The sequence below is a fragment of the Lentzea sp. NPDC006480 genome, assembly GCF_040611995.1.
GTDB lineage: Bacteria > Actinomycetota > Actinomycetes > Mycobacteriales > Pseudonocardiaceae > Lentzea.
Genome location: NZ_JBEXPJ010000110.1, coordinates 1 through 15,000 on the forward strand (window position 1 = coordinate 1; position 15,000 = coordinate 15,000).

Here is a 15,000-nt window from a genome sequence, read left to right on the forward strand (position 1 = left end):
GTCGGTCAGGTGCTGTGCCGTGGCGGCACCGATTCCCGCTGCCGCACCCGACACCACCGCGCACTTCATGGTTCTCCTAGAGCTTCTGCCGGTAGACCTTGTTGTCCGGTCCGCGCACCACTGCCCACGCGGAACCGTCGGGTCCAGCAGTAGCACCGACGGCGCCGACGAGCGAGTTGCTCGGAAACTCGCCGCGCTTGAACCAGCCGCCCCACGCGCCGTCCGTGCGGTTGACCTGCCAGAGCGTGTAGTCGCTCGCCCGCGCGAACAGGTAGATCCGGTCGGAGTACTCGACCATCGTCGGGCTGCCGGAGATCACGCCACCGAGTGACGTCCAGTCGCCTGACCCGACCGGTCGCACCCACACGCTGTCGTCCGCGGTCCGCACGGCGACGTAGCCGCCGGCCACGCTCGGACGGCCGTAGATCGGGGCGTCACCTGGAGCGCCCAACGAGCTCCACGTGCCGTTGTACTGCCAGACCTCGCCGTCCTCACCGCGAGCGACGATCGTGCCGTCCTGGCTCACGGTCGGCGCGTCGGTGAGCTTGCCACCGAGCGGCTTCCAGTCGTTCCACCGTCCGTTGTGGAGGGTGCGCTGCCAGGCGCGGTTGTCGTTGCCGCGGACGGTGACCTCGACGTCGCTGCCGACCGTGCGGACAGCGGGCTGGCCCTGGATCGACTTGCCCAGGCTGGACCACTTGCCGCCGCGCAGCATCTTCAGCTCGCCGCCGGTGCCGCGTTCGAACACGAGCGCTTCGTCGCCGACGCGGGCGATGGCGGGTGACGCGGTGGCGTTGTCGCCGACGGCCTCGCCGGGCACGAGGTCGATGCCGCGCAGCTTGACCATCGCGGTGCCGTGCGCGGGAACCGTGACCGTGTACTTGTCGGCCACCGTGCCCCGGTCGGCGCGGGCCCGCAGGTCGCGCACCGAAACGCTGCCCTTCAGACCGGCGTCGGCGAAGTTCACCGTCATCTCGGCCGGAACGTCGCGGCGGTTCAGCAGCACGACCGAGCGCTCGCCCTTGCGGGACAACACCTTGCTGTAGGTGTCGGTGTCACCGGTCGACGCGACGCGCACGCCCTGGATGGCAAGGGGGTCCTGGTCGACCGCGAGGATCTCGGGGTTCTTGAGCGTGCTGATCATCGACGGCGGCAGCGTGCGCGGGTCGGATCCGATGATCAGCGGCGAGGACATCTGGGCCCACATCACGAACTGCGAGGTGGACTCCTCCTCGTTGAGCTCGTAGGTGCCCTGCTGGGTCTTGCGCATCGGGATCAGGTAGTCCGGGTCGTTGTAGTGACCGGGGCCCTGCGACTCGGGGTGGTAGGCGTTGCGGTCCATGTTGCGCAGCACGTCACGCCAGATGCCCTCGTACGGCGTGCCGAACGCGACGTCCGTGCTGGTGCGCCACGAGTCGGCGTACCGCGGGCCGAACGTGTAGGAGATGCCCGCGACCTGGTCCGGTGTGTGCGGGACGCCCCACTCGTCGGTGACCGGGTTGCAGAGGTTGAGGACCATCGGGCGGCCGGCCTTCCGCACCGCCTTCGAGAAGTCCGCGAACGCCTGCGCGGGCTTGAGGTTCGCGAAGATCCCGCACAGGAAATCGATCTTGATGGCGTCGAACTTCCAGTCGGCGAACCGTTTCGCGTCCTTCTCGTAGTAGCCGCCACCGCTACCGGCCGCGCAGTGCTCACCGTCGGACGGTCCCGCGTCGGTGTAGATGCCGGCCTTGAGCCCCTGGGTGTGCAGGTCCCGCACCAGCTTGGGGAAGCCACCGGGGAACTTCGCCGGGTCCTCGACCAGGTTCCCCTGAGCGTCCCGAGGAGTCGGCGCGTTCCAGCCGCCGTCGATCCACACGATGTTGTAGCCCGCGTCGCGCAGGCCGGTGTTCACGAGATGGTCCGCGACGCTGCGGATGTCCTGCTCGTTCGGCGCACCAAGGCCGAAGTACGTGTTCCACCCCATGTACGGGGTCCTGGCGACACCACTGTCGTAGTAAGTGGGCGCTCCCTGGTCGTCACCTGCGTATGCGGGCGTCGTCATCAGGGACGTCAAGGCGATGACCAACGCGACTCTGCGAACGGACATGCGGCGACCCTACAATAATTCGTAATTTATGTGTAGTAGTCTGACGGCGTGAGCTACCGCTACGAAATCACCCAGGCAGTCGTGCGGCAGGGCATCATCGCGATCGTGCGCACGCCTGACGCCGACTCCGCCGTCAAGGCCGCCGTTCCGCTGCTGGACGCGGGCCTGACGTCGCTGGAGCTCCCGCTGACGAACCCTCAGGCGCCGCAGGCGATCCAGCACCTCCGGCAGACCTATCCGGACGCCGTGATCGGCGCGGGTTCCGTGCTCGACGAGGCGTCTGCGGTAGCCGCGATCCGTGCTGGGGCTCAGTTCCTGGTGGCGCCCAACCTGGAGCTGTCGGTGATCCGGGCCGGGCATCGGTACGGCGCGGCCGTCCTGCCGGGTGCCGGGACGGTTTCCGAGGTGGTGCAGGCGCTGGAGATGGGCGCGGACGCGGTGAAGGTGTTTCCGGCGCCGACGCCGCAGTGGGTGAAGGACGTGCTGGCTGTGCTGCCATACGCGCCGTTGGTGCCGACTGGCGGGGTGGCACCGGCGGACGTGCCGGACTGGCTTGCCGCAGGGGCGGTGGCGTGCGGAGTCGGATCGGCTCTCGCCCGCACGCCACTCGACGAGATCAAAGCCCTCATACAGGCTTGAGCACCACGACTTCGGCGTCATTCGACGGCGACCAGTTCAGCGGCAGGCCGACGTGGGTCAGGTGCGCGGCCGAGTAGACCTCTCCGTCCTCGTCCACATAGGACTGAGCGGTCAGCCCCTTCAGCTTCACCCGTGACGACTGGCCGGGCACGGTCGGCACGCCGGTCAGCGCGCCGGTGTTCCAGGCCAGCACGACCACGCGATCGATGCCCGAGTACTGAATCGCGTCGTTCAGCAGATGCACGTCGCCGCCGTGCACGATGTCGCGGATGTTCTTGTACCACTTGATGAGCACGGCGGCCTCTTCGCGTTCCTCACGGGTCCAGTGGCGGAGGTCGGCGCCGATGCCCAGCACGCCCGCCATCGCCAGCACGAAGCGGAACTTGAGCGAGCGCGGGCGGGCGTCGAACAGGCCGGGCGCGTCGGTCACCCACGACGACATCAGGTGCGGCGCGTGCATGTGCAGGAAGCCGTGCTGGATCTTCAGGCGGTCCAGCGGCGCGGTGTTGTCGCTGGGCCACACGACGTCCACGCGGCCCGTGGTGGCCAGGTCGGTTCGGCCGCCGCCGCCCGCGCAACCTTCGACCAGCACATGTGGGTGTTTCGCACGCAAGTGGTCCAGGACGCGCCAGTAGTTGCGGACATGGGCGTTGTCGAGCTCGCCGGAACGCTCGGTGGCCGGGCGGTTCATGTCCCACTTGAGGTAGCTGATCCGGTAGCCGGTCAGCAACCGGTCCAGAGTGGACACGACGAACTCGTAGACCTCGGGCAGGCCCAGGTTGAGCAGCAGCTGGTTGCGGATCAGCGTGGGCTCGCGACCGGGCAGCCGGTACACCCAGTCCGGGTGCTCGGCGTAGAGCTGCGACTTCGGGCTGACGCACTCCGGTTCGACCCACAGGCCGAACTCCAGGCCCATGCCCCGCACATCGTCGACGAACGCGCCGAAGTCCGGCGACTCCGGGTACCAGTCGCCGAGGCCGCCGGTGTCGTCGTGCCGGCCGACGAACCAGCCGTCGTCGACCACGAACAGCTCGACACCGATCTCGGCGGCTAGCGCGGCCAGCTCACGTTGCTTGGGCAGCGAGACCTCGAAGCCCGTTGCCTCCCACGAGTTGTACAGGACAGGCTTGCGGGCCGGCCTCGAACGCAGCCGGTCGTAAGCGTGCCAGACCTGCGCGAGACTCCCGGTGGAGCACGCCAGGGCGAGTTCGGGCGTTGCGAAGGTCTCCCCCGGCTCGACCACGACCGGGCCGAGCATCCCGGCACGCACGCGCGTGAGCCCGGAAGGCTCGACCTCGGCCGTGATCTCCCAGGACCCGGACCACGCCAGCGACACACCCCACGTGTCGTCCACGGACAACCAGGGCGCGTGATTGTGCCCGGGAACGCCGTAGGAGCTGCCGATTCGGAACCCGCCCGCGGGGAGCGTCACGTGGTCCAGCTGGAACTCACGTGCCCACTCACCGTGCAGAAAGGACAGTCGCGGGCTGCTGACTGGCAGACACACGCCCGCCGAGCCGATCTGGTCGAATCGCTTCGGTTCATCGGACGTGTTGGTGAGCTCGACCCACCGGTTGAGCACGTCCACCGCCGTTTCCGGGCGGTAGCAGAGCACGGCACGAAGGCCGGCCTGGTCGTCCGCGAACGCAAGCCGCAGCACACCGTCAGATTCGGTGGCGCCGGCGAACGTGAACCACGAGTCGCCGGGGAGTTCCAGGTCGGCGCCGGTGAACGGACGCTGCCCGCGCGGCACGTACTCGACCGGTGCCGCGTCCGCTTCGGTGATGAAGTGGATGTCGCCGAGGTTCTTCAGCGGCGACGGCCCGGCCTCGACTCCGTGCGGGCCCCACGCCACCAGTTCGGCCCAGCGGCCGCCCGGTTCGACGGCCACCGTGTACGAGGTGGTCGCCATCCGAAGGGTCCACGTCATTTGACCGCTCCCACCGCGAGTCCGGAGATGAAGTGCCGTTGGAACCGCAGGAACACCGCCACGGTCGGAATGGCCGCGATCACCGAGCCCGCCGCGATGACGTTCCAGTTGGAGACGTACTGGCCCTGCAACGCCAACAGCGCCGGTGTCACGGGCATGACGGACGACGACCGCAGCACGGTGATCGCCCACAGCAGGTCGTTGAAGATCCACGTGAACGCCAGCGCAGCGAGAGCCGCCAGCGCGGGCCGGGTCATCGGCAACACGATCCGCCAGAAGATCTGCACCGGACCGGCACCGTCGATCGTGGCCGCCTCCTGCACCTCGTTCGGCATGGCACGCATGAAGCCCTGCAGCACGAAGGTGTAGAAGCCGAGCCCGAACCCGACCTGCACGACGATCAGCGCGATCAGGGTGTCGTAGATGCCGAGCAGCTCGGTCAGCTTCGACACCGGCACGAGCAGGATCTGCGGTGGCAGCAGGTTTCCGGCCAGCATGAGCAGGATGATCGTGCGCCGGCCGGGAATCTCGAAGCGGCTCAACGCATACGCCGCCGCCGAGCTCAGAGCCAGCGACAGGAACACCGTGGGCACCGTGACGAGCACGCTGTTCCACATGGCGCCCGCACCGCCGTTGGTCCACGCGTCGCCGAACCCGGCGAACGTGAACGACTGCGGCACGGCAGCCAGCCCGTTGGCGGCGATGTCGTCGAAACTGCGGAACGCGGTGATGATCACCGCGGCGATCGGCAACAGCCACAGCACGGAGACCGTGCCCGCCACGGCGTGGAAGACGCGGCCGGAAGTGCGACTAGCCATCTCAGTTCTCCCGGAACGCGCGGACGAGGTAGGTCACGATCACGCCGAACGCCAGCAGGAAGATGACGACGGCCAGCGCGGAGGCGTAGCCGAGCTTCAGCGACTGGAACGCGGTCGAGTACATGTACGTGCTGAGCAGCTCGGACGAGTGGTAGGGCCCGCCGCGCGTCATCGACCACACCACGTCGAACGACCGCAGCGAGTCGATCACGATCACCGACAGCACCACCGAGTTGACCGAGCTGAGCTGCGGCCAGGTGATGTGCCGGAACTTCTGCCACGCGGTGGCACCGTCCAAAGTGGCCGCTTCGTACAGCCCGGGGTCGATGCCCTTGAGACCGGCCAGGTACAGCACCATCACGTACCCGACCTGCCGCCACAGCGCCGGAACCAGCACCGCGTAGATCGCGGTGTCCGGGTCGGCCAGCGGCGAGGAGTCGAAGATCCCGCCCGGCTGGTAGAGCACCTGCCAGATCAACGAGGTGGCGACGAGCGAGAACACCACGGGCACGAACAGCGCCGCGCGGTAGAACCCGACGCCGCGACGTTCCTTCTGCAGCAGCACGGCCATCCCGAGGCCGCCGACCGCGGACAACCCGCCGAAGAGCACGAGCCAGATCGCGGTGTTGGTGACGGCGGTGTGGAAGACCGGGTCGTCGATCATCCTGGCGTAGTTGCCGAGCCCGACGAACTGGGGCGGCGAGACACCGTCCCAGTTCGTCAGCGCGAGCCAGAAGCCCTGCACAGCGGGCCAGAAGACCCAGAACCCCTCCACCAGCAACGGGATGAGCACGAACAGCAGCAGGATCGGAGGGACCCTGGTGAAGCTTCTGGTCATGTCAGCTCGACCACACCTGCTCGGCGGCCTTCTGCCACGTCGTGAGGATCGAGTCCACCTGGTCGGGCTGCTGCAGGAACTTGATCAGCGCGGCGTCGGCCGTGGGCTGCAACGCGTCACTGGAATCGCGGTTGAAGAACTGGGTGATCTCCGCGGCCTCCTTGAGATGCGCGCGTCCCTTTTGGACCAGTGGCGTGCCGGAGTCCTTCGCGTTCGGGTGCGTGGGCAGCACCGTGCCCGACGAGGCCTTGATGTAGGCCTCCTGACCCTCCGCCGTCGCCGCGTAGGTCAGGAACTCCTTCAGTTCCTTGACGTGCGGGGACTTGGCGCTCGCGAAGAAGCCGTCGGTCGGGCCCTCCTCGGCGAGCGGCACCTTCGGGTCGATGATCGGGAACCGGAAGAAGTCGATGTCGTCGATCGCGTCCTTCGGTGCCGCGTCGGCGAAGAACGCGCCGGTGAGCAGCATGCCCGTGCGGCCCTGCAGCATCGCGGTAGTGGCCTCCTGGAAGCCGATCGCGGTGCCGTTCGGGTCGGTGTGCGGCAGGACCTCGCGCCACGGCGTGAAGATCGCCTTGACCTTCGGGTCGTCGAACTTCTGCTTGCCCGCCAGCAGCTCGCGGTGGAAGGTCGCGCCGTTGATGCGGATGTTGAAGTAGTCGAACCAGCTCGACGCGGTCCACGGCGAGTCGGAGCCAGCGCCCATGCCGAGCGGGATGACGCCCTTGCCCTGCAACGTCTTGCACAGGTCGACGAACTCGGTCCACGTCTTCGGCGGGGTGACGCCCCACTTCTGGAAGTTCGACTTGCGGTAGAAGAAGCCCCACCAGTAGTACGTGGTCGGAACGAACACCTTGCCGCTCAACGTCTTGAACGCCTGCGGGTAGTCGCCCATGGTCTGCCAGACGTCGCTGACGTCGAGCAGCAGGCCCTTCTTCTCGTACCCGGTGAGCAGCGCGCCGGGGTACCAGGTGAAGAGGTCGGGCGGGTTGGCCGAAGTCAGGTAGCTCGGCAGCTGGGTGCGGAAGGTCTCCGAGGCCACGGTGTTGACCGAGACCTGCGCGCCCTTCCTGTCGTTGAACGCCTTCACCAGTGCGTCGATCGCCGCCTTAGCCGCGGGCGCCGAGAGGTTCGACTGGATCGTGGCCGTGCCCGCGGTCTGGGAGACCGGGCCGGAAGACGCCGACGTGGCGCAGGATGCTGTGCCGCTCACGAGCAGCCCTGCACCCGCGGCGGCGGTGACGCGGAGGAAGTGACGCCTGTCCATGGCGGACAGATTGCGCCCACGTCATGATCAAGTCAAGAATAATTCATAATTTATGATGTGCCGTATGATCTGACCCCATGAGCGAGAAGCGGCTACGGGGCGTGCACGGCCAGACCGTCGAGGCGCTGGCGGGCCGGATCCTCGCCGGCGAGATCGGCGAGGGCGACACCCTCGACCTCCCGGCGTTGCGCGAGGAGCTCGACGTGTCGCTGACAGCGTTGCGCGAGGCACTGAAGGTGTTGTCCGCCAAGGGCATGATCGACGCGCGGCAGAAGCGCGGGACGTTCGTGCAGCCGCGCTCGTCGTGGAACCTGCTGGACACCGACGTGATGCGCTGGCAGACCGAGGCCGGCGCCGACCACGGGCTGTTCGACGAGCTGACCGAGATGCGGGTGATCGTCGAACCGGCCGCGGCTCGCCTGGCCGCCGAGCGCGCGTCGGACGCGGACATCGAGGCTCTCCGCGGCGCCCTGGAGCGGATGGCGTCGGCGCGCGACCTGGCCGCGACCGTCCGGGCAGACCTGGAGTTCCACCGGCTGCTGATGGCGGCCACGCACAACGCTTTCCTGACGCAGGTCGAGCGGATCATCGCGATCGGGCTGGCGGAGCGGGACAAGCTCGTGCACGGCAACGTGGACGACGACCCGGTGCCGTCGCACCGCGCGGTGCTGGACGCGATCACCGCGCGCGATCCGGAAGCGGCCTACGAGGCGATGCGCGCGTTGGTCGACAAGTCAGGGGCGGATCTGGATCGGCTCCGATAGCTTCGGCGGGATCCCCATCAGCCGGGCACCGGGGTCGTGCGCGGCGACGTTGCGGGCGCTTTCCGCGTCGACGACCATCGTGTGCTTCGCACCCCCGGCCAGGTCCGTGGCGGTCACCCGCACCGTGCAGTTCTGATCGATGTCGATCGTGACCTCGATCTGCGACGCGTCCCTGTCGGTCTTCGCCAGCCCGGTCAGCGTGAACGTGCCCAGGCACAGGTTGGCCACGGCCTGCTCGCCCTCGCCCTGGTACAGCCGGACCTGCACCGAACGCTGGCCGTCAGCGGCGGTCCGGAAGATCTCGCTGCGTTTCATCGGGATGGTCGTGTTGCGTTCGATGATCTTCACGAGCACGCCGTCACCGATCTCGACGCCCAGCGACCACGGGACCGCGTCGTACAGCAGCAGATCCCTGACGTCTCCCGTCATCACGCCCGCCTGGAGTGCGGCACCGATCGCCACGCCGTCCGGGATCAGCCCGCGCCGGAGCGCGACTCCGGTCAGCTCCGCCACGAGCGCGCCGATCACGGGCATGCGCGCGGCTCCGCCCACCAGCAACACCTGCTTGATCCCGGCGATCTTGACGCCGGCGTCCTTCAGCACCCGATCGATCGGCCGCCGGACGCGGTCCAGCAGGTCGGCGCTGATCTCCTCGAAGCGCTCGCGGGAAAGCTCGTCCTCCAGCGTGAACCCGGCCGAGACGTAAGGCACGGTGATGGTGGCCGACCGGGCACCCGACAGTTCGATCTTCGCGCGTTCCGCCGCCTCGCGGACCCGGCGCAGCGCCGACGCGTCCGCCGTGAGGTCGATCCCGGTGGCCGCGTGGAACCTCGCACACAGCCATTCACAGATCCGCAGGTCCCAGTCGTCACCACCCAGCCGGTTGTCGCCGCTCATCGCGTAGACGTCCATGATCACGACATCGTCCGCCGATTCCGGAGGACTGCTGGCCGGCACGAAGCCGACGTCGAGCAGCGACACGTCGAACGTGCCTCCACCGAGGTCCAGCACCAGGACGAAGTTGTCCGCTCCTTCGGTCTTGTCGAGGTCATCGCCCATCCCGTACGCGAGCGCGGCCGCGTTCGGCTCGGTCACCACGCGCTTCACGTGCAGGTCTGCCTGGTGCGCCGCCTCGACCAGCGCCCGGCGTTCCGCCAGGGTGAAGTAGGCGGGCACGGTCAGCACGACGTCCACGATCTGCGATTTCAGCGTCTGTTCCGCACTTCGTTTGAGATGGCGGAGGATGATCGCGGCGATGTCCTCGGCGCTGTACCGCCGGCCGTCGATCTCGGTGGACCAGCTGGAGCCGAGCTTCAGCTTGACCGACGAGAAGGTGCGTTCCGGGTTCGCGGCCGCCTGGTTCTTCGCGCGTTCGCCGACCAGCCACTCCCCTTCCGCGGTCAGGGCGGCGACGCTCGGCGTGGTGCGGTTGCCGAACTCGTTGAGCACGATCCGGCATTCGCCGTCGACCACCGCGGCGACGGCCGAGTTGGTGGTGCCGAAGTCGATGCCGACCGCCCGCGTGGTGACGTCCCAGGTCTCGTGTTCTGGTTGTGCGCCAACGGGAAGCTCGCCGAGGCCGCGGCCGAGCCACATCGCTCGTGCCTGTGCGGCGACCACGGGGTCGGCGTCCCGCGTCAGTTCGGCGAGCAGGTCCGCGGCGGCCGCGCGGACGACCTCGTGGCGGCTGCCCAGCCGGTTCTCCAGCTCGTGCACGACCCCGATGCGCTGCCAGCTCAACGGACTCCGGCTCGCCCGCACGAGCTCGGCCGGCAGCTGCGCCGAGGCGGTGCGGACGTTGCGCGCCAGCACGAGCGTGCCTTCCGCGCTGGAGACGCTGCGGGTGGGCGTCTGGTTCGGCAGCCGGGTGCGCACCTCCCGGTAGACGTACTCGTACAGCTCGTCGACGCTGATGCTGCCGTCGAGGTCGAGATCGGCGTCGCCGGTGCGCAGCCCGTTCACGATCGCCTGGGTGAAGATCGACGGCTCGGCGGCGTCCCGGCTGCTGAGCACGGACTCGTGGCTGAACTGCAGGGCGTTCGAGGCGGTGATCACCACCCGGCCGCGTCCGTCGAACGCCTCGGCGACGTCGACCGACTCGGTGCCGCGGGTGCGCAGGCCCCTGCTGTAGGCGCCGCTGTAGCAGCAGTCCAGGAAGACGACGATCTGGTTCGACCGGCAGCTCTCCACCTGGTCGCTCACGAACGTGCAGTCGACTCCGGTCGCGGCGAGGTAGTCGTTCTCGGTGTCCGAGCCGACCAGGTAGAGGCGGTTGTCGCGGTTCTTCATGCCGTGGCAGGAGATGTGCAACCACAGCAGGTCGTCACGGGCGGCGGCGTGGAAGAACGACTCGACCGCGCGCCGGAACTTCGTGCTGCCGGCGTTCTGGACCACGGTGACGTCGAAGCCGCCGATCTCCGGACGGGTGAGCACCTCGGACAGCGCCAAGGCGTCCTGAGCCGCACCGGGCAGCTCGCCGAACACCGGGTCCTCGTAGTGCTGGTTCGCGATGATCAGGCATCTGCGGGCCATGTCAGTCCGCGTCGATCTCCGGGGCGTGCCGAGCCAGGAACGCCTGGACCAGCGCTTCCTGCTGAGACTTCGACACCGCGTTCAGCTCGAGCACGTCCTCGCCGCAGGTGATCTTCACCGTCCCGCGTTCCCGCCGCACCAGCCAGCTCTTCACGACCTCCACCGCCCCGCGCAGCACCGCGGGCGACGACACGATCCCGACCAGCGTGCCGACGATCGCGACGGTGCCGGAGCGCGTGCCCCGCTCGTCCGTCGTCGTGGTGGCCCGGTCGAGCCGGTCGAAGCCGAGCCGGTCGAGCTCTTCCAGCAGCCCTTCGCTCGCCTCACTGGCGGCATGGGCATCGCCGTCCGGATTCACGACGACGAACTCGATCTCGCGCGGCACGGCGGCTCTCCCCCGGCGGACTGGACGGCTCAGGCAAGAAGTCAGTCGCCGGTGCGGCACGCGGTGTTACCCGCCTGCGATTCATCCGTCCTTGATCGATACGACACCATCTGGTCATGCTCCAGCGGTTGTGAATATTCTTCACGTACTTCACCATCGGGGCTCATGCGCCTGATCACGCTCGCCGCCGCCGTCGTGCTCACGATCTCGGCCGCCCCCGCGGTCGCCGCCCCGGCCGCTCCGAAGATCGCCACCTACAACGTGTTCATGCTGTCGCGGAACCTGTATCCGAACTGGGGTCAGCTGCAGCGCGCCGACCTGATCGACAGCACCGGGGTGTTCACCGGCCAGGACGTGGTGGTGCTCAACGAGGCGTTCGACAACGCCGCCTCGGACCGGTTGCTGACGAACCTCCGCGACACCTACCCGCACCAGACCCCGGTGCTCGGCCGCAGTACGGCCGGGTGGGACCAGACCTCGGGCTCCTACAGCTCGTCGACGCCGGAGGACGGCGGGGTCGCGGTGCTGAGCCGGTGGCCGATCACGACACGGGTGCAGCACGTCTACCACGACGCGTGCGGCGCGGACTGGTTCTCCAACAAGGGGTTCGCGTACGTGCGGATCGACGCGCCGTCCGGGCCGATCCACGTCATCGGCACGCACATGCAGGCCGAGGACTCGACCTGCACCTCGGCTCCGGCCGGGTACCGGACGACGCAGCGTGCCGAGATCAGGTCGTTCCTGGCCGCTCGCCACATCCCCGCGTCCGAGCCGGTGTACGTGGCGGGCGACATGAACGTCGTCAAGGCTTCTGACGAGTTCCCGCGGATGGTCGCCGAGCTGGGCGCGTCGACTCCTGAGGTGGTCGGGCATCCGTTCTCGTGGGACTGCGCGGACAACAGCATCTGCCGCGAACAGTACGGGCCCGAGTACGCGTCCGAGCACCTCGACTACGTGCTGACGATCCAGGGGCCGGTGCTGCGCAACGAGACGCGACGGGTGAAGAGTCCGGAGTGGTCGGTCACCTCATGGGGACGCAAGTCCACCTACACCGATCTGTCCGACCACTACCCCGTGTTCGCCGGTTGAGCACGGGTGCGGTCAGACGTAGCGGCGCAGCAGGTCCTCCTCGGTTTCCCGGCGCACGATCGGCCGTGCCACGCCGTCGTTCACCGCGATGATCGGTGGGCGGCAGACCTGGTTGTAGTTCGAGGCCAGGGCGTGGTGGTAGGCGCCTGTCGCGGGTACGGCCAGGAGGTCGCCCGCGTGCACGTCGGCCGGTAGCGGTACGTCCTCGGCCAGTACGTCGCCTGCCTCGCAGTGCCTGCCCACCACGGTCATCGGCTGCTGCTTGCCGCCCCGGCCCACCAGGCGGACGGCGTACTTGGCGCCGTACAAGGACGGGCGCGGGTTGTCGCTCATGCCGCCGTCGACGGCCACGAAGGTTCGGACGCCACGCTTGACCGCGCAGACCCGGTACAGGGTCACGCCTGCGTTCGCGACGATCGAGCGACCCGGTTCGATCAGGACGCGAGGCACCGGCACCCGGTGCAGCGCGCATTCGTAGTGGAGGGTGCCGCGAACCCGCTGGGCGAAGCCGAAGAGGTCGAACTCCTGCTCCCCCGGCAGGTGAGGAGCGCAGAAACCACCGCCGAGGTCCAGCTGGTCGATGCGGACACCGCACGACGCGATCAGGCCGACCATCCGGCGCACGGTTTCCTCGTAGGACGCGACGTGGCGGACCTGCGAGCCGATGTGGCAGTGCAGGCCGACGAGCCGCAACGAAGGCTGCTCCACCACGCGGAGGACGGCTTCCAGGGCCGCGCCGGAAGCCAGTGAGAAACCGAACTTCTGGTCTTCCACGCCCGTCGCGATCGCGGCGTGGGTGTGGGCGTCCACGCCGGGCGTCACGCGGATCATGACCTCCTGACCGTGGCGGGCGAGAGCGCCGAGCTGGGCGATCTCGTCGAACGAGTCGACCACGATCCGCGAGACCCCGTGCTCCAGAGCGGCCTTGAGGTCCTCGGCGGTCTTCACGTTGCCGTGCATGACGATTCGCCGCGCGGGGAACCCGGCGGCCTTCGCGAGGGCCAGTTCGCCGGCCGAGGAGACGTCGAGCGAGAGACCCTCCGAGGCCATCCAGCGGTAGACCTCGGGGCAGGGCAACGACTTGCCCGCGAACACGACCTCGGCGCCCGGAAGCGTTTCGACGAACGACCGGGCGCGGCGTCGAACCGTTTCCTCGTCCAGGACCTGGCACGGGGTGCCGAACTGGGCGGCGAGGCGCGTGGCGGGGACTCCACCGATGACGAGGTCCGCGCCGGACAGGTGAGTTTCGTCCGGCCACAGGCCCTCTTCCAGCACCGGCTCGGTGGCGCATCCGATGCTGGGCAGCAACTCCGCGAGTGTCATGGCTCAAGTGCACGCCCGCCGATCGGGCTTTCCCAGGCCCCGGACGAGACCCTGACACCGGCACGGCTCACTTTGACGCGATCCTGACGATCACGATGGCCCCGGTCACAGCTCCAGGCGGTAGCCCATGCCCGGCTCGGTGATCAGGTGCCGGGGGTGGGCCGGGTCGGCTTCCAGCTTGCGCCGGAGCTGGGCGAAGTAGACGCGCAGGTACTGGGACTCGTTGACGTGCATCGGGCCCCAGACCTCCTGCAGGAGCTGTTTCTGGGAGACGAGCCGGCCCGGGTTGCGGGCCAGGATCTCGACCAGGCCCCACTCCGTTGGCGTGAGATGGATTTCGTGGCCGTCGCGGCGCACCTTCTTCACCGCCAGATCGACGATGAACGACGAGGTTTCGACGATCGGGTCTCCCCCGTCGCGGGCCAGGCCGCGACGCACGGCCGCGCGCAGGCGGGCCAGGAGCTCGTCCATGCCGAACGGCTTGGTGACGTAGTCGTCGGCACCCGCGTCCAGGGCTTCCACCTTGGCCGCGGAGTCGGTGCGGGCGGAGAGGACGATGATCGGGATCGCGGACCACCCGCGCAGGCCCGCGATCACCTCCACGCCGTCGAGGTCCGGGAGGCCCAGATCCAGGACCACGACGTCGGGCTTGCCCGCCACGGCCACGCCGAGAGCGGATTTACCGTCGTAGGCCGTCATCACGTCGTAGCCGCGCGCGCTGAGGTTGATCCTCAACGCGCGGACGATCTGCGGTTCGTCGTCGACCACCAGCACTGACGTCATCCTGCGGCCTCCTCGTCACCTGGTCGCGCTGTCGATGGCGCGGTTCAGCGCGGTCACGTTGACGGTGGTGGTGAAAGTGCCGTGAGTGCCGGCAGCCACCAAATCCCGGACCTTCTCCACGGACAGCCCGGACGCGCGCGCCACGCGGGGCACCTGCAAGGCCGCGTATTCCGGGCTGATGTCCGGGTCGAGGCCGGAAGCCGAGGCGGTGACGGCGTCCTGCGGCACCTGGTCCTCGGAGACGCCTTCCCGCTGGGCGATCTGCGCACGGCGCCCGGCGATCACCTTGGTGTAGTCCTCGTTGAGCTCGCCCTTGTTCGAACCACCGGACGCTGGCAGGGTCGCGGCGGACGGGCGCGGCACGAAGTACTTGTCGCCTTCCCGGGCAACCGCAACAAGAGTGGTGTCCGTTGCTTCGGCGTTGGCGCGCAGGCCGGGCAAGCGCGAAACACCCCACACGGACAAGGGGTACAGCACCCCGAGGAGCACGGTGAGGGCGAGCAGGATCCGCAGGCCCGCCCACGACTGCTTCAGAAAGTTCTCCAT

The 15,000-nt window shown here is 68.5% G+C and carries 13 protein-coding genes; 3 read left to right on the plus strand and 10 right to left on the minus strand.

Annotated features, from left to right (window positions below):
- Positions 1-76: 76 nt before the first annotated feature.
- A complete protein-coding gene (locus tag ABZX92_RS32105) occupies positions 77-2,089 on the minus strand; it encodes a hypothetical protein (protein WP_355567615.1) in 2,013 nt (670 codons plus the stop codon).
- Positions 2,090-2,137: 48 nt separating this feature from the next.
- On the opposite strand from ABZX92_RS32105, the gene ABZX92_RS32110 reads away from it, so the two are divergent.
- Entirely contained in the window at positions 2,138-2,728 is a 591-nt protein-coding gene (locus ABZX92_RS32110) for a bifunctional 4-hydroxy-2-oxoglutarate aldolase/2-dehydro-3-deoxy-phosphogluconate aldolase (RefSeq protein WP_355567618.1), read from the plus strand.
- Here ABZX92_RS32110 and ABZX92_RS32115 read toward each other — a convergent pair.
- Genes ABZX92_RS32115 through ABZX92_RS32130 form a run of 4 tightly spaced genes read right to left on the minus strand, consistent with a single transcriptional unit; the run spans position 2,715 to position 7,578 of the window.
- Complete coding sequence (locus tag ABZX92_RS32115; protein WP_355567620.1) at positions 2,715-4,658, minus strand: alpha-galactosidase; 1,944 nt, start codon at positions 4,656-4,658, stop codon at positions 2,715-2,717. The two genes, ABZX92_RS32110 and ABZX92_RS32115, sit on opposite strands and share 14 nt — an antisense overlap.
- On the minus strand, positions 4,655-5,476 hold the full coding sequence (locus tag ABZX92_RS32120) for a carbohydrate ABC transporter permease (protein ID WP_355567623.1): 822 nt from the start codon (positions 5,474-5,476) through the stop codon (positions 4,655-4,657). Before ABZX92_RS32120 ends, ABZX92_RS32115 begins: the two co-directional genes overlap by 4 nt.
- Before the next feature lies 1 nt (position 5,477).
- Positions 5,478-6,314, minus strand: a complete 837-nt coding sequence (locus ABZX92_RS32125) for a sugar ABC transporter permease (RefSeq protein ID WP_355567626.1) — start codon at positions 6,312-6,314, stop codon at positions 5,478-5,480.
- Between the two features lies 1 nt (position 6,315).
- Complete coding sequence (locus ABZX92_RS32130) at positions 6,316-7,578, minus strand: ABC transporter substrate-binding protein (RefSeq protein ID WP_355567629.1); 1,263 nt, start codon at positions 7,576-7,578, stop codon at positions 6,316-6,318.
- A gap of 77 nt (positions 7,579-7,655) precedes the next feature.
- Between ABZX92_RS32130 and ABZX92_RS32135 the strand changes: the two genes are divergently transcribed.
- Positions 7,656-8,342: an FCD domain-containing protein gene (locus tag ABZX92_RS32135; protein WP_355567632.1), complete on the plus strand. Its 687-nt coding sequence runs from the start codon at positions 7,656-7,658 to the stop codon at positions 8,340-8,342.
- On the opposite strand, the gene ABZX92_RS32140 is transcribed toward ABZX92_RS32135, so the two are convergent.
- Both ABZX92_RS32140 and ABZX92_RS32145 read right to left on the minus strand, forming a co-directional pair.
- Positions 8,313-10,874 (minus strand): Hsp70 family protein, encoded by a 2,562-nt coding sequence (locus ABZX92_RS32140; RefSeq protein WP_355567635.1) that lies wholly within the window; start codon positions 10,872-10,874, stop codon positions 8,313-8,315. The genes ABZX92_RS32135 and ABZX92_RS32140 overlap by 30 nt on opposite strands.
- Before the next feature lies 1 nt (position 10,875).
- Positions 10,876-11,259: a hypothetical protein gene (locus tag ABZX92_RS32145; protein ID WP_355567637.1), complete on the minus strand. Its 384-nt coding sequence runs from the start codon at positions 11,257-11,259 to the stop codon at positions 10,876-10,878.
- A 165-nt stretch (positions 11,260-11,424) separates the two neighbouring features.
- Here ABZX92_RS32145 and sph point away from each other — a divergent pair, with 165 nt between their 5' ends.
- Positions 11,425-12,348, plus strand: coding sequence for a sphingomyelin phosphodiesterase (gene sph, locus ABZX92_RS32150; RefSeq protein WP_355567640.1), 924 nt, complete (start codon positions 11,425-11,427; stop codon positions 12,346-12,348).
- A 12-nt stretch (positions 12,349-12,360) separates the two neighbouring features.
- Here the strand turns inward: sph and lysA are convergent, their stop codons facing one another.
- The 3 genes from lysA to ABZX92_RS32165 all read right to left on the minus strand — a co-directional run bounded on the left by lysA (position 12,361) and on the right by ABZX92_RS32165 (position 15,000).
- The gene (gene lysA / locus ABZX92_RS32155) at positions 12,361-13,671 is read right to left on the minus strand and encodes a diaminopimelate decarboxylase (protein ID WP_355567643.1); all 1,311 of its coding nucleotides are present in this window, start codon (positions 13,669-13,671) and stop codon (positions 12,361-12,363) included.
- A gap of 105 nt (positions 13,672-13,776) precedes the next feature.
- Positions 13,777-14,454, minus strand: coding sequence for a response regulator (locus ABZX92_RS32160; protein WP_355567646.1), 678 nt, complete (start codon positions 14,452-14,454; stop codon positions 13,777-13,779).
- Positions 14,455-14,469: 15 nt separating this feature from the next.
- Positions 14,470-15,000, minus strand: a complete 531-nt coding sequence (locus ABZX92_RS32165; RefSeq protein ID WP_355567649.1) for a potassium-transporting ATPase subunit C — start codon at positions 14,998-15,000, stop codon at positions 14,470-14,472.